Consider the following 21,877-nt stretch of genomic DNA (forward strand, 5'->3'; position numbering starts at 1 on the left):
GTCTGTCAGCCCGGGACCGTCGTTCGAAAGGGTGAACGGGCAACGATTGACGTGCGCTTCACCCTAGGAAGGCTGCGGAGTGAGGCGTTCGAGGCCCTTGCGGTCGTAGTAGCGGGCCATCGCGAACCCGAAGAGCAGCGCGAGCGCCGTACCGATCGCGATCATGATCCAGGCGCGGGTCAGACCGGCGTCCCCCCGTGCGTCGAAGAAGAGGATCGCCCTTACCCCGTCGCCGAGTTGACGCATCGGCTCGAACGCCGACAGGAAACGGTAGAAGCCGGGGACCGCCTGCAGCGGGACCGTCGCCCCGGACGAGGGCAGGCCCAGGACGATGAACACGAACATCGACACGAGCTGGCCGATCCCGCCGAAGGCCGCGTTGATGGCCTGGACGCCGAGGCCGACCGCGAGGGTCGCGCAGTACGAGTACACCCACAGCAGGGGCAGATGGCTCGCGTCCATGTCGAGGACGGCGACGGTCGCGATCATCACCAGGGAGACGCTGAGGAGCGTGATCCCGGCGGTCATGCCCATCTTGAGCAGCAGCGTCTGGGTGCGGGTGATGGGCACGGTCGGGCGGCGCGTGTGCCAGGGGCCGATCTCGTTGTCGGCGTAACCGAGCGAGGTGTCCACCGCGTTGCTGATGACGTTGCCGCCCATGAACCCGGCCAGTACGAGCAGCAGCGTGTAGTAGAAGGCGGTCAGGCCCAGGCCGCTGTTGGTGCCGATCGGATGGCCGACCTGCGTGGTGACCGCGACCGGGTCGGCCAGCAGCAGCTTGGCCGTCGCGTCGGCCCGGGTCGCGCTTGCCGTGAGCTGCTTGCCGATGTTCTGCGAGGCCTGGTGGGCGGCGGCCGTGGTGATCTGACTGGCGAGCGACGAACCGAGGCTGCCCTTGCCGGGGTTGGTGAGCACGGTCAGCGCCGGACGGGCGGTGGCGGTCGTGCCGGTCAGCGCGGCGACGGAGGTGGTGAAGCCCTCGGGGACGACCAGCGCGCCGTAGAGCTTGCCCGAGTCCAGCTCGTCCTGGGCCTCGGCGAGGGTCAGTTCACGCCACTCGGCCTTGTCACCGGCGGAGGTGTCGGTGGTGATGGCCCGGGTGATCTGCGTACCCAGGTTCTCCTTCTGCCCGGGCAGCGGCGCGTCCCGGTCGGCGTTGACGAGGCCGATGGGCAGGTCGTGCAGATCGCGGTTGGGGCTCACGATGCCGCCCATGTAGAGCAGCGACAGCAGCAGCGCGAGCAGCCCGGTCAGGACGGTAGGCAGCAGCCACAGCTTGGGGCGGCCCAGCAGCGCGCCGGCCCGCGCACGACCGCCGGGGGCCGGTCGGGGATCGGGTTCGGGGGCGGGTTCCGGGGTCGGTTCCGGGGTGGGTTCGGGGGTCGGGGATGCGGACGTACCGTCGTCGGCTGGCATGGTTCTCCGGTGGCTCTGGGGGCTCAGGGGGGCTTTGAGATGCTTTGAGGTGGCTCTGGACGGGGGTGGTTGCCGCCCGTCCGGCCAGGATCGTGCGTACGGCGGCACGGCCGCGGGTGCGACTCGCCGGGCCTGCCGCGCCGACGACGTACGACCACGGGTCTACGTCAGGACTACGACCCCGGTGCTACCCGCGCACCCGCACCCCGTCGAGGGCCACCGCGAGGACCCGGTCGCGCTGGGTGTCGTCGAGGAAGTTCGTCGAGGTGATGCCCGCGAGCATCCGCAACAGGTCGTCGAAGGTCATGTCCTCGCGCGCCTCCCCGGCCTCCTGCGCGCGCTCGAACAGCGGACCGCCCGCCTGGTACATCGACTCCCGGCAGGCCAGGAAGATGTCCGACTCGTGGTTCAGGGCCTCCCGGACGGCCCGTTTCGTCACCGTGTACCCGACGAAACGGCGCAGCCACGCGGTCAGCGCCTCCCACGCCGGACGGTCGGCGACCTCCAGCGCGAACCGGCACAGGGCGTCCACCTCGTCGGCGTAGACACTCTCGAAGAGATGCCGGCGGGTGGGGAAGTTGCGGTACAGCGTGCCGATCCCGACGCCCGCGCGCCGCGCGATGTCCTCCAGGGACGCGGCCGAGCCGTGCTCCGCGAAGGCCTCGCGCGCGGCGGCCAGCAGGGCGTCGTAGTTGCGCGCCGCGTCCTTGCGGTGCGGGCGCCGGCCCGCGACGAACTCGCTCACGGGGTACGACGCTGCCGTCACGGTTGCCTCCCTGGCCGAACCGGATGTGGACCTCCGGTATTGAAGCGGAGGAGTGCCTCCGCTAGAGTGGAGGCGTACCTCCACTTTAGCAGTCGGGGCGTGTTCCCCCTGTGCCACGTACGGCCGTACGCATCGCAGGCATGCGCGAACGCGGCCCCCGTCACCACGCCTCCTACTCCGCCACCTCTGTTCGGAGATGCCCTTCCATGCCCCGCAAGTCCACCGGCACGCCCGTTGCCACCCGCTCCACCCGTCTCACCTTCGCCGTCCTCGCCACCGGCGCGGGCGTGTTCTCCATGCTCCAGTCGCTGATCGCGCCCGCCCTGCCGACCGTCCAACGTGCCCTGGACACCTCGCAGTCCACCGCGACCTGGGTGATGACGGCCTTCCTGCTGTCCGCCTCGATCTTCACCCCGATCCTCGGCCGCGTCGGCGACCTGATCGGCAAGAAGCGCACCCTCGTCGCCGTACTCGTCGTCGTCACCCTCAGCTGTCTGCTCGCCGCGCTCGCGCCGAACATCGGCGTACTGATCTTCGCCCGGGTCGTCCAGGGCGCGGGCGGCGCGCTGTTCCCGCTGTCGTTCGGCATCATCCGGGACGAGTTCCCGACGGGCGAGGTCAGCGGCAGCATCAGCAACCTGTCCGCCGTGATCGCCGCCGGCGGCGGTGTCGGCATGGTGGCCGCCGGGCCGATCGTGACCGCGCTCGACTTCCGCTGGCTGTTCTGGCTGCCCGTCGGCGTCGTCGCCGTCACCACGCTCATCGCCCTGCGCTACGTCCCCGAGTCGCCCAACAGGGCGGCGGGGCGCGTCGGTTGGCTCGGTGCCGTCCTGCTGTCCGGCTGGCTGGTCGCCCTGCTGCTGCCGCTCAGCCAGGCGACCCGGTGGGGCTGGGGCTCGGGCCGGACCGTCGGCCTGTTCGCCACCGCCGTACTCCTGTTCGCCCTCTGGCTGTTCGCCGAGGCCCGCTCCCGCAACCCGCTCATCGACCTGAAGGTCATGCGTCTACCCGCCGTGCGGACGACGAACACCGCCGCGCTGCTCTTCGGCGCGGGCATGTACTCGATCTGGTCCTTCCTCCCCGGCTTCGTCCAGACCCCCGCCTCGGCCGGCTACGGCTTCGGCGCGAGCGTCACCTCCGCCGGACTGCTCATGCTGCCGATGCTGATCGCGATGTTCCTCTCGGGCGTCGTCGGCGGCCGGCTGACACCGGTCCTGGGCGCCAGGAAACTCCTCACCGCCGGTGCCGCCCTCGGCGCCCTGGCCTGCGGCTTCCTCACCCTCTGGCACGACGAGAAATGGCAGGTCGCCTTCGTGGCAGGCGTCTTCGGCCTCGGCATCGGACTGGCCTTCGCCTCGATGGCCAACCTGATCGTCGGCAGCGTCCCGCCCGAGCAGACCGGCGCGGCGACCGGCATGAACGCCAACGTCCGCACCATCGGCGGCTCCATAGGCGCGGCGCTGACCAGCGTCCTGGTCACGGGCAGCCTCCAGCCCTCGGGCCTCCCGTACGAATCCGGCTACACCCACGGCTTCGCCCTGCTGACCCTCCTCTGCCTCGCCGCCGCCCTGGCCGCCCTCCTCGTCCCGACGGCCCGCACCGGCGGCCCCCTCGGCACGGCCAGGACCGCCTCCGGAACATCACCCGCACAGCCCGAAACCGCCGCCCGCAACTGACCCACCCCGTGTCGTACGGTCGTCAGGCCGCCGCCCGTACAACACAGGGAGCCCCCTCCGATGCCGGACGCAGCCGCCAGGACGCCCATCCACGTCGAACGCCTGACCCCGGACCGCTGGGACGACTTCGCCGCCCTCTGCCGGCGGATGGGCGGAAACCGGGGGTGCTGGTGCGTGTGGTGGCGCGAGGTGAAGGGCGAGCCCCGCACGGGACCCCGGCGAGCCGAGGCCCAGGGCCTGCTCGCGGCCGGTCGCTTCCCCGGGCTGCTCGCCTACGTCGGACAAGAACCCGTCGGCTGGTGCGCCCTGGACCGGCGGGACGCCTACCCCCGGCTCGACACCACCCGCGACACGGCCCCCGCCCCGGACAGCGGCGCCGACACCTGGGTGCTGCCCTGCTTCTTCGTACCGGAGGAGTGGCGGCACCGGGGTGTACAGCGTGCCCTGCTCGCCGCCGCGCTCGACGAGGTCGCCCGGCGCGGCGCGTCGGCCGTCGAGGCGGTCCCCGTCGACCCGGCCACGAAGAACCGGACCGCCTCGGCCTCGTACACCGGCACCCTGCCCTTCTTCCTGGCCGCCGGCTTCACCGAGGTCGCACGGCCGACCCCCAAGGGGCGAGTGCTCGTACGCCGCCTGCTGGGCCCCTGACCGCAGGGGCGCGCGTCAGCCTCCGCGCACCTGGGCCGTCAGCAGCCGGAGCGACTGCTTCGCCGGCGCGTCCTGTTCCTCCGGCACAGGACGCGAGCGCGGGCCCGGTACGGCCGGGTCACATGGCGTCGAGATAGTCCCGCAGGATCTGGGAGCGAGAGGGATGGCGCAGCTTCGACATCGTCTTGGACTCGATCTGGCGGATGCGTTCGCGGGTCACGCCGTACACCTGGCCGATCTCCTCCAGGGTTCTGGTCCGGCCGCCGTACAGGCCGTAGCGCAGGGAGATGATCCCGGCCTCCCGGGGGGTCATGTCCGACAGGATGGACTGGATGGTCTCCTGCAGCAGCAGGAAGGTGACCATGTCCATGGGCGTGACGCTGTCGCGGTCCTCGATCAGGTCGCCGAACTCGCCGTCGCCGTCCTCGCTGAGGGCGGTGTGCAGCGAGACGGGCTCCCTGGTGTAGGCGGCCAGCTCGGGGAGCCGCTCCACCTCGACGCCCGCCTTCTCCGCCAGCTCCTCCGGCGTCGGCTCCTTGCCGTGGTCCTGGATCAGCTCGCGGCGGGTGCGGGCCACCCGGTTGATGACCTCGACCAGGTGCACGGGGATGCGGATGGTCCGGCCCTGGTCGGCGAGCGCGCGGGAGATCGCCTGGCGGATCCACCAGGTCGCGTACGTCGAGAACTTGAAGCCCTTGGCGTAGTCGAACTTCTCGACGGCCCGGATCAGACCCGTGTTGCCCTCCTGGATCAGGTCCAGGAACAGCAGCCCGCGGCCCGTGTAGCGCTTGGCGACGGAGACGACCAGGCGGAGGTTGGCCTCGATGAGGTGGGACTTGGCGCGCTCGCCGTCCGCGGCGACCAGCTCCAGCTCCCGCCGGAACACCGGTTCCTCGGGCGGCGGGTCCGCGAGCAGCTTGTGCTCGGCGTACAGCCCAGCCTCGATCCGTTTCGCCAGGTCGACCTCCTCCGCGGCGCCGAGTAGGCGGACCCTGGAGATCAGCCGGAGATAGTCGCGCACCTGATCGACCGACCCTCCCGTGTTGCCGAGCCGGGGGAGGGGAGCATCGCTCTCGTCCTCGGTGGCCGGGTCGAACACTTCGGTCACCTCGGTGTCGGTCGCCATCGTGCTCACTTCCTCTCCAGGAGTGCACGCAGGAACGTCCCTGTAAGAGAACGAGTCTCGACCGCCGCGTGTTCCGGAGTGCCCCGGGCAATCGCGCGGCCGTCGCCGGTCCCGCCCCCCGACGACGATGCGGTCCTTCACCCCTTCGACCTTAGGACAGCGCAGGGCGTGGGGTTGCCGAATCGTTATCGGGTTTCCGGGGGCGGGAGGCCGCCGCGTCGGCTGCCGGGTCAGCAGTCGCGGAACTCCGGTGACTGGTTGAGGATCTGCGAGCGGAGCGAGGTGAAGCGGGCGTACGTCTCGCCGGCCTGGGCGCCGGGGTGGAAGGCCGCCACCCGGTGGCAGTTCTGGAAGGCGAGCGCGATGCCGAAGTGCCGCTCCAGGCTGCCCCGGATCGCGTCGCTGGCCAGCGCCCGCAGCAGCTGGCCGCGCTCCTGCTCGGAGGGCGGCGGGGTCTGGTTGTCGGCGAACTCGGCGGTGCCGCCCTGGAGTTCGGAGGCGAGGCCCGCGACCAGGTTGTAGGCGTAGGGGAGCGAGGTGCGGACGGTTTCCACGAAGTCGTCCTCGCGGATGTCACCCTGCTCGGCTTCGGCGAGCAGCTGGGGGGAGACGTCGAGCGACATGAGGGAGGTTCCTGTTCTTTCGTTCTCGCGGACGGTGTCTGTGGGGGGTCAGAGAAGAGCGGTGGGCCCGTGCACGAACTCCGGGTCCACCTGCTCGGCCAGGTCAAGGCCCGTCGCCGTGTTCGCCCACGCGCGGGCGTTGCGCAGATGGAACTCCACGGCGTGCCGCTGGAAGGCCGCCCAGTCCTTGACGCGGGCGTCGACCGCGTCCTTGAGCTGGTTCAGCGCGTGCAGGTTCTGCGGCTCCAACTCGCCCTGGTCGCGCCCCTGTTCGGCGGCGCGCACCCAGGAGGACTGGACGAGGTGGGTGAGCAGGTGGTCGCCGGTCTCCTCCTTGAGGAAGAGCAGGTCGTCCTCGCCGGTGACCTTGTTGCCGATCACCGCGAGCGGGACCCCGAACTCCTGGGCGTGGTCGCGGTACTGGCGGTAGACGGAGACGCCCTTTCGGGTCGGCTCGGCCACCAGGAAGGTCATGTCGAACCGGGTGAACAGCCCGGAGGCGAAGGCGTCCGCGCCGGCGGTCATGTCGACGACGACGTACTCGCCGGGGCCGTCGACGAGATGGTTGAGGTACAGCTCCACCGCGCCGAGCTTGGAGTGGTAGCAGGCCACGCCCAGGTCGCTCTCCTGGAAGGCGCCGGTCGCCATCAGCGGTACACCGCCCACGCGTTCGACGTGCCGCGCGTGGATCTCGTCGTCGCCGAGCGGACGCAGCAGCCGGGAGCCACGGCCGGCCGGGGTCGTCTTGACCATGGCCTCGCGCGACTCGATGCGCGGGTTGGTGCCGCGCAGGAAGTCCTTGATGTCCCCGAGGTGGGCGCTGAGCGGCGGGGCCGCGAAGGAGTCGCCGTCGACCGGGTCGAGCGCCTCGGCGAGATGCTGGTTGATGTCGCCGTCGACGGCGAGCACGGCCGCCCCGGAGCGGGCGAGATGGCGGGAGAACAGGGCGGACAGCGTGGTCTTGCCACTGCCGCCCTTGCCGACGAACGCGACGCGCATCAGTCGCCCATCTTTTTGAAAATGAATGTCATGTGGCAGGTTTTTATGCGGCTCCTGAGGATCTGTCAAATCGCCACACTCAATGCTCGCTCTTTGTTCGATCGACTTAAATGCATATGATCTGCAAGTGCATGAGTACCGCATCAGGACGGCGACCCCCGACGACCTCGACGGCGCGCGGGCGGTCATGCTCGACACCGTCTACCGCGACTTCGAAACGGGTTACGTGCCCCGCTGGCACGGCGACATCGTCGACCCCGGGGCCGCCTATCTCGCGCCGGTCCGCCACACCCTCCTGGTCGCGGTCGACGAACGCGACGCGAGCGTCGTGGCCACCGCCGCCCTCGACTCGCGCGGCCCGCTCCACCCGCCGAACCCGCGCCACGTCGCCGAGCGCTACCCGTCCGGCGCCACCGCGCAACTGCGCCGGGTGTACGTCCGCCCCGAACACCGCAGGCGCGGCCTCGCCCGGCGGCTCGTCACCGAACTGCTGGCCTTCGCGGCGGCCGACGGCGGCTATCGCGCGGTGTATCTGCACACCGATCCGGCCGTGACCGGCGCCGAGGGGTTCTGGCGGTCGCTCGGCAAGGTCGTGCACGACGAGCGTGAGGACGCGGGTGGCGGGCAGAGCGTCGTCCACTTCGAGGTTCCGCTGGAGCGTTGATCGCAGGCGATCACCCCGGCTGGCTACTGGAAATGATAATCATATAGAGTCCAGTTTTCGTGCGGCGTACGTCCGTGCCGCCCCGCTCCTTTCACAGAACTGAGGATCATGCGCACGCCCCGCCGCCGACTGCTCGTCGGAGTACTGCTCGCCCCGCTGCTCACCGGCTGCTTCGCCTCCGGCGGCGACGACGGCGACTCGTCGTCGGACGCCGGGTCCGGCGGTACCCGGCTGAAGGTCGCGCTCGCCTTCCCGCCCGCCGAGAAGTTCTCGCCGTACGGCGCCGACGCCACCCTCCTCAGCCGCCTCGGCGTCACCGAGGGACTGACCGGCCTGGACGCCAACGGCTCCGCCGCGCCCGCGCTCGCCGAGTCCTGGACCCGCAAGGACGACCGCACCTGGGAGTTCACGCTCCGCGAGGCCACCTTCCAGGACGGCACCGCCGTCACCGCGGCCGACGTCGCCGCCGCGCTCACCCACGCCACCGAGGCCGAGCCCGAGCCCGCCGCCCTCAGCGGCATCACCCTCACCGCGAAAGCCGCCGCCGACGGACGCATATCCGTCACCACCGCCGAGCCCGACCCCGTGCTCCCGCTGCGCCTCTCCAGCCCCGGCCTCGCCGTCCTCGCGCCCAAGGCGTACGCGAAGAAGGGTGCCGTCGACCCGGTCGGCACCGCCACCGGACCCTTCGAGCTGACGAAGACCACCGGCTCCACCGCCGCCACCCTCGACCGCTTCGACGACTACTGGGGCGGACGCGCCCAGGCCGCCGGCATCGACGCCCGCTTCATCGCCGACGGCACCGCCCGCGCCAACGCCCTGCGCACCGGCCAGGTCGACATCGCCGAGGCGATCCCCGTCGCCCAGGCCGCCTCCCTCGACGAGGCGACCCGCCGCGAGACCGCCACGGCCCGCACCACCTCACTGCACCTCAACACCAGGTCGGGCGTCTTCAAGGACGCGAAGCTGCGCGCCGCCGCCCGCGCCGCCGTCGACACCTCCGCCATCGCCGACGGCGTCTACGAAGGCCACGCCGACGCCGGCAAGGGCATCTTCGGCCCGGCCCTCACCTGGGCCGAGGGCAAGCGCGTCGAACCCACCGGGCGCGCGAAGGCGACGGCGCCGAAGGGCACCTCCGTCACCCTCGCCACGTACGACAACCGGCCCGAACTGCCGGAAGCCGCCCAGGTGTTGAAGCAGCAGCTGGAGAAGGCCGGCTTCAAGGTCACGCTGGAGGTACGGGAGTACTCGCGCCTGGAGAGCGACGCGCTGGCCGGCAAGTTCGACGCAATCGTCGCCGCCCGCAACACCATGCTCGACTCCGGCGACCCCGTCTCCGTCCTCGCCAGCGACTACACCTCCGAAGGCGGCTACAACCTCTCCCTGCTCGCCGACAAGAAGGTCGACCAGGCCGTCGCCGAGGCCGAGGGCGTCGAGGACACCGCAAAGCGGCAGGACGCGGCCATGAAGGCCGAGTCCCTGATCCTCGGCGCCGACGCCGTCGTCCCCCTCGTCCACCAGCGGATCATCACCGGCGTCGGCGACGGCGTACAGGGCGTGCTCCTCGATCCGTACGAGCGCGCGCTGGTCGGTACCGGAACCCGGCGCTGACCCGTGCGGGACCGTGCGGTCACGCTCCTGTGGCGTGCCCTGCTCGCCGCGCTGCTCGTGTGCGGGATCGGCCTGCTGCCCTGGCTGACCCGCACCGACCCGGCGTTCACCGTGCTCAAGGCCAGGTCGGCGGAGCGCGAGGCCACCCCGGCCGTGCTGGCCGACATCCGCGCCCAACTCGGCCTGGACGCCGGGCCGTTGCGGCTGCTCGGCGACTGGCTCGGCGGGCTGCCGCGCGGTGACGCCGGACGGTCCTGGATCTCCGGGGCCGAGGTCATGCCCGGCGTGCTCCAGGCACTCGGCGCCTCGCTGCTGCTGATGGCCGTCGCGCTGACCATCGCCGTCCTCGTCGCCGCGCTGGTGTGCGCCCCGACCCTGTGGAGCGCAGGCCGGCGGCGCACCGGCGGCGGCGGCTCCGCGATGGTCGCCGCGCTCCCCGAGTTCCTCACCGCGTCCGTGCTGGCGACCGTCGTCGGCGTCCAGCTCGGCTGGCTGCCCGCCCTCGGCTGGTACGGACTCCAGTGGACGATCCTCCCCGGCCTCGCCCTCGGCCTGCCCGCGGGGGCGCTGCTCGGCCGCCTCCTCGACGACCTCCTCCCCGGCGCCTTCGCCGAGCCCTGGGCCCTGGCCGCCGCCGCCCGCGGCATCCCGGCCCGGCGGATCGCGAGCCAGGCGGTACGCCGCTGTCTGCCCGCCCTGCTGCCCAACGCCGGGCTGTTCGTCGTCGGACTCACCGGCGGCTCGGTCGCCGTCGAGCAGATCTTCGACATCCCCGGCCTCGGCCGCACCGCGCTGCAGGCCGCCGTCGCCCAGGACCTGCCGGTCCTCCAGGCCAGCACCCTCGCCCTGGTCCTGCTGGCGGCGGTGGCGGCGGGCGGCACCCGGCTGACGGCCCGCCTGCTGATCGGCCCCGCCCTGCGCGACGGCGGCCTCACCTCCCTGCACCGGCCCGCACCGCCAGCCCGCCGCACCCCGCCCCTGCTGTACGCCGGTGTGCTGCTCGGCGTCGTCGCCCTCGGCCTGCCGCGCGACCCGCTCGCCCTCGACACCCGGGCCCGGCTCCAACCCCCTTCCTGGGCGCACCCGTTCGGCACGGACGCCCTCGGCCGCGACGTCCTCGCCCGGGTCGGACACGGCGCCCTCGACACCCTCCTGCTCGCCTCCGTGATCAGCGCCGCCGCGCTGCTGATCGGCCTGGTGCTGGGGCTGGTGCCGCGACTGTCGGGACCGCTCGTCGACACCGTCAACGCGATCCCGCCCGTCCTCGCCGCGCTGCTCGTCACGGCGGTGGCGGGCAGCGGCGGGGCCACCCCCGCGCTCGCCGTGACCGCCGTCGCCTGGGCACCGCTGGCCGCGCACACCGCCGCCCTCCTGCACCAGGAGCGGGCCACCCTGCACATCACGGCCACCCGGGGCCTGGGCGCCGACCGCTGGTACGTCCTGCGCCACGAACTCCTGCCCGCCGCCCTGCCCCCGGTCACCCGGCACGCCCTACTGCGCCTGCCCGCCGTCGCGTTGGCCCTGGCCGCCCTCGGCTTCCTCGGCCTCGGCGCCCAACCCCCCTCCCCGGAATGGGGCTTGCTCCTCGCCGAGAACCAGCCGTACGCCGAACGCGCCCCCTGGGCGGTCCTCGCCCCGGCCGCCGTACTGGCCCTGCTCGGCGCACTGGCCGTGACGGCGGCGGGAGTCAGAGCCGGGGGACGGCGGAAGAAGGCGGTGCGGGCGGTCCAGGCCCGCCCGGAGACAAGGGAGTTGGCCTTCCGATGAACATCCCCCACGACCGCCCGTCCACGGAGCGGGGCGACCACCCCGACGGGGTTCCCGCCGAGGCCCAGGACACGGGAGCGGCGGAGGGCGCCGCGGCGGACGGCCCGATCGGGGCCGGAGCCGGCCTGCCGGCGCGGGTCTTCCGCAGCCGTCGGCCCGGGGGCCGGGGCGACCGACAGGACGGAGCCTCCGTCGCCGCTCGGGACGCGGCAGCGGCGGAAGATGTGGCGGGCCACCTGGTCGGGGGCGGAGGAGCGGGAGTTGGTCCGCCCGGGGGCACCGGTACGGCCGCCGCCGGGGACGAGGCACCCGCCCGGACCCGGCTGTCGCCCCTCCTGCGGCTGCTGATCCTCACCCAACTCGCCTTCAACGTCGGCTTCTTCGCCGTCCTGCCCTTCCTCTCCGAGCACCTCGGACAGGCGATCGGCATGGCGGGCTGGCTCGTCGGGTTCGTGCTCGGGCTGCGCACCTTCAGCCAGCAGGGGCTCTTCGTGGTCGGCGGTGCGCTCGCCGACCGGTACGGCATCCGGCCGGTCGTCCTCGCGGGCTGCGCCCTGCGCATCGCCGGCTTCGCCTGGCTCGGCTACGCCGACTCCACCGCGACCGTCATCGGCGCCGTCCTGCTCATCGGCTTCGCCGCCGCCCTGTTCTCGCCCGCCGTCGAGTCGGAGGTCGCCCGGCAGGCCGTGGTCTGGGAGGAGCAGGGCCACGGCTCACGCACCCGCGTCCTCGCCCTGTTCACCGTCGCCGGACAGGCGGGCGCCTTCGTCGGGCCGCTGCTCGGCGGACTGCTGCTCTCCGTCGACTTCCGCGTCGTCTGCCTCGCGGGCGCCGGAATCTTCGTCCTCGTCCTCGCCGGGCACGCCTGGCTGCTCCCGCAGCACATACCCGGCAGGGAGCGCGTCCGAGCGAAAGGGGGCGTGCGCACACTGCTGCGCAACCGTCGGTTTCTCGCACTCTGCTCCGCGTACGGCGCCTACCTCCTCGCCTACAACCAGCTGTACCTCGCGCTCCCCGACGAGGTCGAGCGCGCGACCGGCTCCCAGACCGCGCTGGCCTGGCTGTTCGCCCTCTCCTCGCTGCTCGTCGTGACCGCCCAGCTGCCGGTCACCCGCTGGGTCGGCGACCGGCTCGCCCTGCGCCGCTCGATGGTCGCCGGCCTGCTGCTGATCTCCGCCGGGTTCGCCGTCGTCGCGCTGGCCAGGCCCGCCGCCTGGACCGGAACCATGGGGCTGCTGCCCGCCGCCGGGTTCGTCGTCCTGCTCACCTTCGGCCAGATGCTGGTCGCGCCGGTGGCCCGCGCCTGGGTGCCCGACCTCGCCGAAGAGGGGCGGCTCGGCCTCTACACCGGTGCCCTGTCGTCGGTTTCCGGCCTGATCGTGCTGGTCGGCAGCTCGCTGACCGGCACCCTCCTCGACACCGGCCTGCCCGCCGCCGTGCCCTGGCTGGTGCTGGCCGCCGTACCCCTAGCCGCCGTCGCCGTACTCCCGCGCCGGGCCTGAACCGGTGGCCGGGGGAGCACCCGCGGGGTCTGGGAGGTGCGGCGGCGGGGCATGCCGATTGGTAGCGTCACACCACCCGCGCCGACACGCGCGGGTGAGCGGCGAGACGCACCGCTGAGCAGGACCATGACCACGCACGACGACCGCCAGACATACGCAGGCGCTTTCGCACAGGGGGGCCAATGGCCACGATTCGCAGGGCAGTCATTCCCGCAGCCGGACTGGGGTCCCGGCTGCTGCCGCTCACCAAGGCGACACCGAAGGAGATGCTGCCCGTCGGTGACAAGCCCGTCATCGAGCACACCGTCCGGGAGCTCGTGGCCTCCGGCATCACCGACATCACCATCGTGGTGTCCGGCGACAAGGGGCTGATCCAGGACCACTTCCGGCCCAACCCCGGCCTCGTCGACCAGCTGCGCGCCGACGGCAAGTCGGCGTACGCGGACGCCGTGGAGGAGGTCGGCGAGCTGTCCCGGCTCGGCCACATCACCTACCTCTACCAGCAGGGCCCGTACGGCAACGGCACGCCCGTCCTCAACGCCTCGCGCAACATCGGCGACGAGCCGCTGCTCGTGCTCTGGCCCGACGACGTGTTCGTCGCCGAGGTCCCGCGCGCCCAGCAGCTGATCAAGGCGTACGAGGCCACCAACTCGCCGGTCCTCGCGCTGATGCCGATGGACCCGGGTGACTCGCAGCGCTACGGCGTCCCCGTCGTCAAGGAGGACCTCGACGACGGCCTGCTGCGCATCACCGGACTGGTCGAGAAGCCCCGCCCGCAGGACGCGCCCTCGTCGTACGCGGCCATCGGCGGGTACGTCATCACGCCCGGCATCATCGACGAACTCCGCGAACAGACCAAGCGCTGGTACGACCACCGCACCGGCGAGGTCTACCTCACCGACGCGATCAACGCCTACGCCGCCAGCCGCGCCGTCTACGGCCAGGTCATCCACGGCCGCTGGTACGACACCGGCAACCCGCTCGCCTACCTCACCGCCCAGTTCGCGGCGGCGCTCAACGACCCCGAGTACGGCCCGCACCTGCGCCGCCTCGCCAAGGAACTGGAGGACGAGGAGACCTCGGGCGGCGAGTAGCCGGCGAATGGCTTTCGAGAGGCGGTGCGGGTGCGAGGATCGGGCCGTGGGAGGATCCCCGCACGATGAGCGACGCTTCCCCGGCGGTACGGAGCCTGCGCGCCGCGGTGTTCGCCGCGGTGTGCGTGCTGCTGGCCGCCGCCGCGCACGGCCTCGCGACCGGCGAACCGCCGGTCCCGGCGGCCGACGGGGCCGGGTTCGCGGTCGTGTTCGCCGTCGGATGGCTGCTCGGCGGACGGGAGCGGTCGCTGCCGGGGATCGGGGCCCTGACCCTGGGCACCCAGGCGGGGCTGCACCTCGCCTTCGGGGCGCTGCGCGGCCGGGCCATGGCGGCCATGCCGCCCATACACCACCCCGGGATGCCGATGGCCCACCCGCACCCGCACGCCATGAGCGCCCACGTCCTCGCCGCACTGGTCGCCTCCTGGTGCCTGCGCCGGGGCGAGGCCGCGCTGTGGTCGCTGCTGCGCTGGGCCGTCGCCTTCGTGCCCGGCCTCGCCGCCTGGTGGCGGGACGCGCCCGCCGGACCGGTCCGCCCGGCCCCGGGACGCATGTCGCCGGCGGTCGCCCGGCCGCGCCGACTCCTCCTCCGATACGCGGTGAGCGGTCGAGGGCCGCCCGCAGGGCTGTCGTACACGCCCTGAGGTTCCTCGACAGCAGTCACCAGTACGGAAGTACGGAGTTCCGCTCATGTTCCCGACACGCATCACCCTGCGCCGCGCCGGCGTCGTCGCCGGTATCACCGCCGCCGGTGTCCTCGCGGCGGCCGGTTCCGCCTTCGCGCACGTCACCGTGCACCCCGAGAGCTACGCGAAGGGCGCCACGGACGGCGTCCTGACCTTCCGGGTCCCCAACGAGGAGGACACCGCGAGCACCACGAAGGTCCAGGTCTTCCTGCCCACCGACCACCCCGTCCTCGGCGTGCTGGTCACCCCGGAGCAGGGCTGGACCGCGAAGGTCACGACCACCAGGCTCAAGACACCGATCAAGACGGACGACGGGACGATCACCGACGCGGTCTCGGAGATCACCTGGTCCGGCGGGAAGATCGGGCAGGGGGAGTACGAGGACTTCGACGTCGCGTTCGGCCAACTGCCCGACGACACCGGCGAGCTGGCCTTCAAGACGCTGCAGACCTACTCGGACGGGAAGGTCGTCCGCTGGATCGAGACGCCCGAGGCGGGGCAGGAGGAGCCGGAGAATCCGGCTCCCACACTGAAGCTGACTGCGGCTGCGGCTTCGGCGGAAGGAACCGCGGCGAAGGCCGCCAAGAGCGACGCCGGTCAGGTTGTTTCGGCCTCGGCCAGTGACTCCACGGCTCGTGGGCTGGGGATCGCCGGGTTGGTGGTGGGGGTGCTGGGGCTCGCTGCGGCGGTGTTCGTGCTGGTCAGGAGCCGAGGTTCACGTTCGTAAGGCTTGAGGTCGGGCAGCTCTTCGGCCGCGGGCCGGTGGGGGCTGGTCGCGCAGTTCCCCGCGCCCCTGAGGGGCGCGGCTGTGCACCCGCGTTCACCGGCACCGCGTATCACCGGGAGATGGACTCGGCGGGTACCAGTGCGCGCAGCTGCTGCTCCACCTCGGCGAACGACGCGGAGGGCGTGGAGGGCGCGGACGGTGTCGTACGCGGGTGGGAGGTGCGGTAGAGCCACAGGATGTCCCGGCCGAAGGACCAGACCAGCGTGCCCAGGGCCAGTGCCACGACCGCCTCCGTGGCCGCGAGGGGCAGGTAGCCGGAGGCGCCGAGCAGGAGCAGGATGCCCTGGAGGGCGGCCACGGTCTTGCGGGCGGTGCTCGGGGGGAGCGGGGCGTTCAGCCAGGGCAGGACGCGGGCGGCGGCGACGAAGGCGTAGCGCATGCCGCCGATCAGCAGGACCCACGGGCCCAGCGACATGGACACGTACACGCTGAGGACGAGGATCAGGAACGCGTCGACCTCCATGTCGAAGCGCGCGCCCAGCGTCGAGCAGGTGCCGGTGCGGCGGGCGACCTTGCCGTCCACGCCGTCGAGGATCAGGGCGACGGCCGTCAGACCGACGAACAGCGTGACCGGCGGGGAGCTCTCGAAGGAGTCCGCGACCAGCGCCGTCACCCCGCCGACCAGGGTCGCCCGGCCGAGGGTCACACGGTTGGCCGGGCCGAAGGACTTCGACCCCGAGCGGTGCAGCGCGCGGGACAGGACGGCCCAGGTGGCGATCGCGAACGTGAGTCCGGTCACCCAGCCGGCCGGGCCCAGACCGATGGCGTAGCCCAGCAGGGCCAGCAACAGGATCTGGACGCCCGCTCCCAGAGCGGTCTCCTGCTGTGCCGGCCTTACGTCGTACGTGTAGTTCAGGGCCACCGCTCGTCCTCCGCCGTATGTACAGAGTGGATCATGCCGCGTACTGTGCGCGGACTGTGCACATCTCGGTACGTGAACAACTTCCCAAGCGTTCAGGAGGACTCCGATGAAGCGCGCCGCACGAGCGTTCTGGATCGGTGCGCCGGACCGCGGAGAGATCCGTGACGTCGGACTTCCGGCGCCCGGCGAGGACGAGGTACTGGTCCGCACCCTCTTCTCCGGCGTGAGCCGCGGCACGGAGACCCTCGTCTTCCGGGGCGGGGTCCCGGTCAGCCAGTACGCGGCCATGCGGGCGCCGTTCCAGGAGGGCGAGTTCCCCGGTCCGGTGAAATACGGCTACCTCAACGTCGGTTTCGTGGAGGAGGGCCCGGCCGCGCTCGTCGGCCGTACGGTCTTCTGCCTCTACCCGCATCAGACGCGGTACGTCGTCCCGGCCGGCGCGGTGACAGTGGTGCCGGAGTCGGTGCCGGCCGAACGGGCCGTGCTCGCCGGGACCGTCGAGACCGCAGTGAACGCCCTCTGGGACGCGGCCCCGCTCGCCGGGGACCGGATCGCCGTGGTCGGCGGCGGGATGATCGGCTGCTCCGTGGCCGCCCTGATCGCCCGCTTCCCGGGCGTGCGCGTGCAGCTGTTGGACGCCGATCCCGGGCGGGCGAAGACCGCCGAGGCGCTCGGCGTCGACTTCGCGCTGCCGCAGGACGCGCTGGGGGAGTGCGACCTGGTCGTGCACGCCAGCGCCACCGAGGCCGGGCTCACCCGCTCCCTCGAACTCCTCGGCGCCGAGGGCACGGTGATCGAGCTGAGCTGGTACGGCGACCGGCGCGTCAGCCTGCCGCTCGGCGAGGCGTTCCACTCCCGGCGGCTCACCGTCCGCAGCAGCCAGGTGGGGACCGTGTCACCGTCCGCGCGGCCCGGCCGTACCTACGCCGACCGGCTCGCCCTCGCCCTCGACCTGCTGGCCGATCCGGCGCTGGACGCCCTGGTCACCGGGGAGAGCGACTTCGAGGAACTTCCGGACCTGCTGCCGAAGCTGGCCTCCGGGGAGATCCCGGCCCTGTGCCACCGAGTCCGCTATTCCGATTGAACAAGCCGTTGAACGAGTTGAACAGGCTGCCCTGAGCAGCCGTACTACTCGGCATGCCCCGGCAGCGATCAGCACGGGACAAGACGCGCCGCACCTGGAGGGTCGTCCGTTGTTCAGCATCACCGTCCGCGATCACATCATGATCGCCCACAGCTTCAGCGGCGAGGTCTTCGGGCCCGCGCAGCGCCTGCACGGCGCGACGTTCCTCGTCGACGCCACGTTCCGCCGCGAACAGCTGGACGAGGACAACATCGTCGTCGACATCGGCCTGGCCACACAGGAACTGGGTGCCGTGGTGAGCGAGTTGAACTACCGCAATCTGGACAACGAGCCCGACTTCGCCGGTATCAACACCTCCACGGAGTTCCTGGCCAAGGTCATCGCCGACCGGCTCGCCGCACGGATCGAGAAGGGCGCGCTGGGCGAGGGCGCGCGAGGCCTGGCGGGCCTGACCGTCACCCTGCACGAATCGCATGTCGCCTGGGCGAGCTACGAGCGTGCCCTGTGACCGACACGACCCTCGACCGCGCGGTTTCCCTCTCCCCGGCGGCCGGTTCGGCCGCCCCGGCTCAGGTACAGGTACAGGTACACGTGCAGAAGACGCTCAACTACGTGCCGGTGCAGAACGCGGCCCTCAAGAACGCGGCGATCATCCCCATGTCCCTGCGTTCCGTCCACTTCGTGATGCCGGGCGGCGTCGACGACCCGGCCACGCCGAGCGGCGGCAACGCCTACGACCGGCGGATCAGCCTCGACCTGCCCGGCTTCGGCTGGCAGGTGCACAAGCACGCCGTCGCCGGTGAGTGGCCCCGGCCGGGTGCGGAGGCCCGCGCGGAACTGGCCCGGACGCTGAGCGACCTGCCGGACGGCACGGTCGTCCTGCTCGACGGTCTGGTGGCCTGCGGGGTCCCCGAGATCATCGTCCCGGAGGCCGAACGCCTGCGCCTCGCCGTGCTGGTGCACCTCCCGCTGGGCGACGAGACGGGCCTCGAACCGGCGGTCGCGGCCGAGCTGGACGCCCTGGAGCGGACCGTCCTGCGGGCGGTGCCCTCGGTGATCGCGACCAGCGACTGGGCGGTACGCCGCCTGGTCTCCCACCACGGACTCGCCCCGGACCGCGTCCACATGGCGGCCCCCGGCGCGGACATCGCCCCCCTCGCCTCCGGCACGGACGGCGTCTCCCGCCTCCTGTGCGTCGCCGCCGTGACCCCGCGCAAGGGCCAGCACCGCCTGGTGGAGGCGCTGGCCGCGGTGACCGACCTGCCGTGGAGCTGCGTCTGCGTGGGCGGCCTGGAGCAGGACCCGGAGTACGTCGCCGACCTGCGCGCCCTGATCGCCAAGCACGGCCTGGAGGACCGCCTGCACCTGGCCGGCCCCCAGGCGGGCGCCCAGCTGGACGCCTCCTACGCGGCAGCCGACCTGATGGTCCTCACCTCCTACGCGGAGACGTACGGCATGGCGGTCACGGAGGCCCTCGCCCGAGGCATCCCGGTCCTGGCCACGGACGTCGGCGGCCTCCCCGAGGCGGTCGGCCGCGCCCCCGACGGAGGCGTCCCCGGCATCCTCGTACCCCCGGAGAACCCGGCCGCCCTGGCGGCGGAACTCCGCGGCTGGTTCGGCGAGGCGGACGTCCGCCGCCGCCTGAAGGCAGCGGCGCGGGGCCGCCGGGCGGCCCTGGACGGCTGGGCGGCGACGGCACGAAGCCTGGCCGGAGTGTTGGGCCGGATTCCCTGGGAACCCCGGAGGGCGGCATGAAGACAGCGATGACAGTCCCCTCGACGGGACAGAGGACCGGGCGCCGGGGGTCGGCGGTACGCATGACCTCCGGCCCGGGTCCGGCCAGTGGGCCGGGCCCGGTCTCCGGGCCGAGTTCGGTCTCCGGCCTCGGCCCGGCCATCGGCCTCGGCTCGGGTACCGCCCTCGACCCGGTCTCCGACCGGGCGCGTCGGGTGGCCTCGCTGCGGACTGTCGTCGGGGTGCGGGGACGTATCGTCTCGGGAGCCTCGCGGTGCGCGGCGGCAGTGGTCGTGGACGCCGACGTCGAGCTGGTCGCCGACCGGGTGCGCCGAGTGGTCGCGCTGCGGAGCCTCGTGGGGGCGTCGGGGCGGAGCCCTCGGGCAGCAAGGAGCGCGGCGTGAAGAAGGCGATGACGATGGCGGATTCGGCCCCGGCGGAGACGGGACGGTCGGCTTCCGTGCCGTCCCTGGACGCCGACGTCGAGCTGGTCGCCGACCGGGTGCGCCGAGTGGTCGCGCTGCGGAGCCTCGTGGGGGCGTCGGGGCGGAGCCCTCGGGCAGTAAGGAGCGCGGCGTGAAGAAGGCGATGACGATGGCGGATTCGGCCCCGGCGGAGACGGGACGGTCGGCTTCCGTGCCGTCCCTGGACGCCGACGTCGAGCTGGTCGCCGCCCGGGGACGCCGGGTGGCCGCGCTGCGGGGTCTCGTGGGGGCGTCGGGGCGGAACCTCGGGGATGCAAGGAGCGCGGCATGAAGAAGGCAACGACCGTCACTACTTCCGCGGCGGCCGAGATCCAGCGACGGGGGCCGGTGACGCCGGTGGACGCGAACGCCAAGCCCGCCGCCGGGATTCCGGCCCAGCCCACCCACCGGGACGTCAAGCCCGGCGCCGGACCGGTCGCACCGGGGGAGCGGGGCACCATCCGGCTGCGCGAGGCCGGGCCCGACGACCCGCCCCGCTACGCTCCCGACTGGCTGGAGCTGCGCGAGGGCGCCGACGCCGCCGCGCGCGCCGTCGAACTGCTCGACCCGCTCCGTATCCGGCTGGCCAACCTGCCCGGCAAGGCGGGCGGTCTCGTCGTCCACGACCTGGGCTGCGGCACCGGTTCCATGGGCCGCTGGCTCGCGCCCCGGCTCGACGGTGCCCAGCACTGGGTCCTGCACGACCGTGACCCCTACCTCCTGCACTTCGCCGCCGTGGCCTCGCCGCGCGCCGCCGCCGACGGCAGCCGCGTGACGGTCGAGACCCGGCGCGGCGATGTCGCCCGGCTGACCTCCGACGCCCTGGTCGGCGCCTCCCTGGTCACCGCCTCCGCCCTCCTCGACGTCCTCACCCGTGAGGAGGTCGACGCCCTCGCCACGGCTTGCGCGGGCGTCGGCTGCCCCGCCCTGCTGACCCTCTCCGTCGCCGGCCGCGTCGAGTTCGCCTCCCCCGACCCGCTGGACGGGGACATCGCCGACGCGTTCAACGCCCACCAGCGCCGGGCGGGCCTGCTCGGTCCCGACGCGGTCACGGCGGCCTGCGAGGCCTTCGACCAGCGGGGCGCCACGGTCCACGTCCACCCGAGCGCCTGGCGCCTGGGCCCGGTCGAGGCCCCCCTCACCGCGGAGTGGCTGCGCGGCTGGGTCGCGGCGGCGGTGGAGGAACGTCCCTCCCTGAAGCCGAAGGCCGACCAGTACCTCACCGACCGTCTTGAGGCCTGCGCGGCGGGCGAACTACGGGTCGAGGTCCACCACAGCGACCTCCTGGCCCTGGCGAGGCCGACGGGCGGGGCAACGTCATGAGCATCCAGACGGTGGAAGCGCCCCGAAAAGGGCGCGGGACGGTATCGATCAGCGGCTCCGCCGCGGGGCGCGACCAGCCCCCACTGACCCGCACCCAACGAACCGCCTACCCCGCGGGGCGCTCCGCGTCGGCCGGTCGAGCAGGCGTGATCGGCTTCGTAGGGGCCGCCGCCCAGGCAAAACCCCCGAGCCGCCTGAGCCGCGCAGCGAAACGCATCCGCCCCCACCTCGGCACCCTCGCCGGAGTGACCATCCTCGGCATCCTCCTCTGGCGCCTCGGCACCGGCGTCTTCCTGGACGGCCTGCGCCGCATCGACGTACCGACGCTGTTCGTCGCCCTCGGCATCGGACTGCTGACCACCGTGTTCAGCGCCTGGCGCTGGGCCCTGGTCGCCCGCAGCCTCCGGATCAGCCTCCCCCTCGGCCCCGCCGTCGCCGACTACTACCGCTCGCTGTTCCTGAACGCCGCCCTCCCCGGCGGCGTCCTCGGCGACGTCCACCGCGCGGTACGGCACGGACAGAGCGCGGGCGACGTCGGGCGCGGAGTCCGCGCGGTCGTCCTCGAACGGGCCGCCGGGCAGATCGCGCTGGTCGCCGTCGGCGCCGGCGTGCTGCTGACCCAGCCGTCACCCGTGATGGCGGAGGCCCGCCGGGTCGCGCTGATGGCGGCGTTCGCCGCGGTCGGCGCCCTCGCGGTGGTCGTCGCGGTCCGGATGAACCGGGCCCCGAGCGTCGCGGCCCGCCGCGCCCGCGCCCTGCGCGCCGTACTCGCCGAGGCACGCGGCGCCCTGCTCTCCCGCGAGAACGCGCCGGGCGTGGCCCTCTCCTCCGTGATCGTCCTCTCCGGCCACCTCGGCATGTTCGTGGTCGCCGCCAAGGTCGCCGGCTCCCACGCCACGGTCGCCCAACTGCTGCCGCTCGCCGTACTGGCCCTGCTGGCGATGGGCGTTCCGCTGAACGTCGGCGGCTGGGGCCCCCGCGAGGGCGTCACCGTCTGGGCGTTCGGCGCGGCGGGCCTGGGCGCGAGCATGGGGCTGAGCGTCGC

At 72.9% G+C, this 21,877-nt stretch carries 22 protein-coding genes and 1 pseudogene; 17 read left to right on the forward strand and 6 right to left on the reverse strand.

Features of this window, described 5'->3' with window-relative positions:
* Positions 1-63: 63 nt before the first annotated feature.
* Together CW359_RS19225 and CW359_RS19230 are read right to left on the reverse strand one after the other, a co-directional pair.
* Positions 64-1,416, reverse strand: a complete 1,353-nt coding sequence (locus CW359_RS19225; RefSeq protein WP_105971193.1) for a YhgE/Pip domain-containing protein — start codon at positions 1,414-1,416, stop codon at positions 64-66.
* A gap of 187 nt (positions 1,417-1,603) precedes the next feature.
* Complete coding sequence (locus CW359_RS19230) at positions 1,604-2,182, reverse strand: TetR/AcrR family transcriptional regulator (protein ID WP_105971194.1); 579 nt, start codon at positions 2,180-2,182, stop codon at positions 1,604-1,606.
* A 206-nt stretch (positions 2,183-2,388) separates the two neighbouring features.
* Here CW359_RS19230 and CW359_RS19235 point away from each other — a divergent pair, with 206 nt between their 5' ends.
* A complete protein-coding gene (locus CW359_RS19235) occupies positions 2,389-3,858 on the forward strand; it encodes an MFS transporter (RefSeq protein WP_105971195.1) in 1,470 nt (489 codons plus the stop codon).
* 60 nt (positions 3,859-3,918) lie between these two features.
* Positions 3,919-4,506: a GNAT family N-acetyltransferase gene (locus CW359_RS19240; RefSeq protein ID WP_105971196.1), complete on the forward strand. Its 588-nt coding sequence runs from the start codon at positions 3,919-3,921 to the stop codon at positions 4,504-4,506.
* A 118-nt stretch (positions 4,507-4,624) separates the two neighbouring features.
* On the opposite strand, the gene CW359_RS19245 is transcribed toward CW359_RS19240, so the two are convergent.
* The 3 genes from CW359_RS19245 to CW359_RS19255 all read right to left on the reverse strand — a co-directional run bounded on the left by CW359_RS19245 (position 4,625) and on the right by CW359_RS19255 (position 7,254).
* Positions 4,625-5,632 carry an RNA polymerase sigma factor gene (locus CW359_RS19245; protein WP_105971197.1) on the reverse strand — a complete coding sequence of 336 codons (1,008 nt, stop codon included), beginning with the start codon at positions 5,630-5,632 and terminating at the stop codon, positions 4,625-4,627.
* 230 nt (positions 5,633-5,862) lie between these two features.
* Complete coding sequence (locus CW359_RS19250; RefSeq protein ID WP_105971198.1) at positions 5,863-6,255, reverse strand: SCO5389 family protein; 393 nt, start codon at positions 6,253-6,255, stop codon at positions 5,863-5,865.
* 48 nt (positions 6,256-6,303) lie between these two features.
* A complete protein-coding gene (locus CW359_RS19255; protein ID WP_105971199.1) occupies positions 6,304-7,254 on the reverse strand; it encodes an ATP-binding protein in 951 nt (316 codons plus the stop codon).
* A gap of 82 nt (positions 7,255-7,336) precedes the next feature.
* On the opposite strand from CW359_RS19255, the gene CW359_RS19260 reads away from it, so the two are divergent.
* From CW359_RS19260 to CW359_RS19290, 7 genes are all read left to right on the forward strand, one after another.
* Positions 7,337-7,918 carry a GNAT family N-acetyltransferase gene (locus CW359_RS19260; RefSeq protein WP_408647496.1) on the forward strand — a complete coding sequence of 194 codons (582 nt, stop codon included), beginning with the start codon at positions 7,337-7,339 and terminating at the stop codon, positions 7,916-7,918.
* A 108-nt stretch (positions 7,919-8,026) separates the two neighbouring features.
* On the forward strand, positions 8,027-9,529 hold the full coding sequence (locus CW359_RS19265; protein ID WP_105971200.1) for an ABC transporter substrate-binding protein: 1,503 nt from the start codon (positions 8,027-8,029) through the stop codon (positions 9,527-9,529).
* Between the two features lie 3 nt (positions 9,530-9,532).
* Positions 9,533-11,296: an ABC transporter permease subunit gene (locus CW359_RS19270; RefSeq protein ID WP_105971201.1), complete on the forward strand. Its 1,764-nt coding sequence runs from the start codon at positions 9,533-9,535 to the stop codon at positions 11,294-11,296.
* Positions 11,293-12,798 carry an MDR family MFS transporter gene (locus tag CW359_RS19275; RefSeq protein ID WP_232838470.1) on the forward strand — a complete coding sequence of 502 codons (1,506 nt, stop codon included), beginning with the start codon at positions 11,293-11,295 and terminating at the stop codon, positions 12,796-12,798. The genes CW359_RS19270 and CW359_RS19275 overlap by 4 nt, the downstream gene beginning before the upstream one ends.
* A 182-nt stretch (positions 12,799-12,980) precedes the next feature.
* Positions 12,981-13,892, forward strand: a complete 912-nt coding sequence (locus CW359_RS19280) for a UTP--glucose-1-phosphate uridylyltransferase (protein WP_105971202.1) — start codon at positions 12,981-12,983, stop codon at positions 13,890-13,892.
* A gap of 65 nt (positions 13,893-13,957) precedes the next feature.
* Positions 13,958-14,536: a hypothetical protein gene (locus CW359_RS19285; protein WP_105971203.1), complete on the forward strand. Its 579-nt coding sequence runs from the start codon at positions 13,958-13,960 to the stop codon at positions 14,534-14,536.
* Between the two features lie 46 nt (positions 14,537-14,582).
* Positions 14,583-15,305: a YcnI family copper-binding membrane protein gene (locus tag CW359_RS19290; RefSeq protein ID WP_105971204.1), complete on the forward strand. Its 723-nt coding sequence runs from the start codon at positions 14,583-14,585 to the stop codon at positions 15,303-15,305.
* Between the two features lie 109 nt (positions 15,306-15,414).
* On the opposite strand, the gene CW359_RS19295 is transcribed toward CW359_RS19290, so the two are convergent.
* Positions 15,415-16,227, reverse strand: coding sequence for a CDP-alcohol phosphatidyltransferase family protein (locus tag CW359_RS19295; protein ID WP_105971205.1), 813 nt, complete (start codon positions 16,225-16,227; stop codon positions 15,415-15,417).
* 106 nt (positions 16,228-16,333) lie between these two features.
* On the opposite strand from CW359_RS19295, the gene CW359_RS19300 reads away from it, so the two are divergent.
* The 8 genes and pseudogenes from CW359_RS19300 to CW359_RS46570 form a co-directional block, all read left to right on the forward strand.
* The gene (locus CW359_RS19300; RefSeq protein ID WP_105971206.1) at positions 16,334-17,311 is read left to right on the forward strand and encodes a zinc-dependent alcohol dehydrogenase; all 978 of its coding nucleotides are present in this window, start codon (positions 16,334-16,336) and stop codon (positions 17,309-17,311) included.
* 109 nt (positions 17,312-17,420) lie between these two features.
* Entirely contained in the window at positions 17,421-17,819 is a 399-nt protein-coding gene (locus tag CW359_RS19305) for a 6-pyruvoyl trahydropterin synthase family protein (RefSeq protein ID WP_105971207.1), read from the forward strand.
* A complete protein-coding gene (locus CW359_RS19310; RefSeq protein ID WP_105971208.1) occupies positions 17,816-19,066 on the forward strand; it encodes a glycosyltransferase family 4 protein in 1,251 nt (416 codons plus the stop codon). The genes CW359_RS19305 and CW359_RS19310 overlap by 4 nt, the downstream gene beginning before the upstream one ends.
* The gene (locus CW359_RS19315) at positions 19,063-19,449 is read left to right on the forward strand and encodes a hypothetical protein (protein ID WP_198655291.1); all 387 of its coding nucleotides are present in this window, start codon (positions 19,063-19,065) and stop codon (positions 19,447-19,449) included. Before CW359_RS19310 ends, CW359_RS19315 begins: the two co-directional genes overlap by 4 nt.
* Complete coding sequence (locus CW359_RS19320) at positions 19,446-19,625, forward strand: hypothetical protein (RefSeq protein ID WP_105971210.1); 180 nt, start codon at positions 19,446-19,448, stop codon at positions 19,623-19,625. The genes CW359_RS19315 and CW359_RS19320 overlap by 4 nt, the downstream gene beginning before the upstream one ends.
* Positions 19,622-19,801, forward strand: a complete 180-nt coding sequence (locus tag CW359_RS19325; protein WP_105971211.1) for a hypothetical protein — start codon at positions 19,622-19,624, stop codon at positions 19,799-19,801. Before CW359_RS19320 ends, CW359_RS19325 begins: the two co-directional genes overlap by 4 nt.
* Complete coding sequence (locus CW359_RS19330; protein ID WP_232838471.1) at positions 19,798-20,832, forward strand: trans-aconitate methyltransferase; 1,035 nt, start codon at positions 19,798-19,800, stop codon at positions 20,830-20,832. The genes CW359_RS19325 and CW359_RS19330 overlap by 4 nt, the downstream gene beginning before the upstream one ends.
* Positions 20,829-21,860: pseudogene (locus CW359_RS46570) on the forward strand (lysylphosphatidylglycerol synthase transmembrane domain-containing protein); the annotation flags it as partial. The gene CW359_RS19330 and the pseudogene CW359_RS46570, both read left to right, overlap by 4 nt.
* Positions 21,861-21,877: the final 17 nt, after the last annotated feature.

The sequence above is a fragment of the Streptomyces geranii genome, from assembly GCF_002954775.1.
GTDB classification, from domain to species: Bacteria; Actinomycetota; Actinomycetes; order Streptomycetales; family Streptomycetaceae; genus Streptomyces; species Streptomyces geranii.

Excerpts from the sequence above, each read along its gene's own strand:
- CW359_RS19225 (WP_105971193.1), bottom strand. The coding sequence starts at position 1,416 with ATGCCAGCCGACGACGGTACGTCCGCATCCCCGACCCCCGAACCCACC.
- CW359_RS19235 (WP_105971195.1), top strand. The coding sequence starts at position 2,389 with ATGCCCCGCAAGTCCACCGGCACGCCCGTTGCCACCCGCTCCACCCGT.
- CW359_RS19240 (WP_105971196.1), top strand. The coding sequence starts at position 3,919 with ATGCCGGACGCAGCCGCCAGGACGCCCATCCACGTCGAACGCCTGACC.
- CW359_RS19245 (WP_105971197.1), bottom strand. The coding sequence starts at position 5,632 with ATGGCGACCGACACCGAGGTGACCGAAGTGTTCGACCCGGCCACCGAG.
- CW359_RS19250 (WP_105971198.1), bottom strand. The coding sequence starts at position 6,255 with ATGTCGCTCGACGTCTCCCCCCAGCTGCTCGCCGAAGCCGAGCAGGGT.
- CW359_RS19255 (WP_105971199.1), bottom strand. The coding sequence starts at position 7,254 with ATGCGCGTCGCGTTCGTCGGCAAGGGCGGCAGTGGCAAGACCACGCTG.
- CW359_RS19260 (WP_408647496.1), top strand. The coding sequence starts at position 7,337 with ATGCTCGCTCTTTGTTCGATCGACTTAAATGCATATGATCTGCAAGTG.
- CW359_RS19265 (WP_105971200.1), top strand. The coding sequence starts at position 8,027 with ATGCGCACGCCCCGCCGCCGACTGCTCGTCGGAGTACTGCTCGCCCCG.
- CW359_RS19275 (WP_232838470.1), top strand. The coding sequence starts at position 11,293 with ATGAACATCCCCCACGACCGCCCGTCCACGGAGCGGGGCGACCACCCC.
- CW359_RS19280 (WP_105971202.1), top strand. The coding sequence starts at position 12,981 with ATGGCCACGATTCGCAGGGCAGTCATTCCCGCAGCCGGACTGGGGTCC.
- CW359_RS19285 (WP_105971203.1), top strand. The coding sequence starts at position 13,958 with ATGAGCGACGCTTCCCCGGCGGTACGGAGCCTGCGCGCCGCGGTGTTC.
- CW359_RS19290 (WP_105971204.1), top strand. The coding sequence starts at position 14,583 with ATGTTCCCGACACGCATCACCCTGCGCCGCGCCGGCGTCGTCGCCGGT.
- CW359_RS19300 (WP_105971206.1), top strand. The coding sequence starts at position 16,334 with ATGAAGCGCGCCGCACGAGCGTTCTGGATCGGTGCGCCGGACCGCGGA.
- CW359_RS19315 (WP_198655291.1), top strand. The coding sequence starts at position 19,063 with ATGAAGACAGCGATGACAGTCCCCTCGACGGGACAGAGGACCGGGCGC.
- CW359_RS19330 (WP_232838471.1), top strand. The coding sequence starts at position 19,798 with ATGAAGAAGGCAACGACCGTCACTACTTCCGCGGCGGCCGAGATCCAG.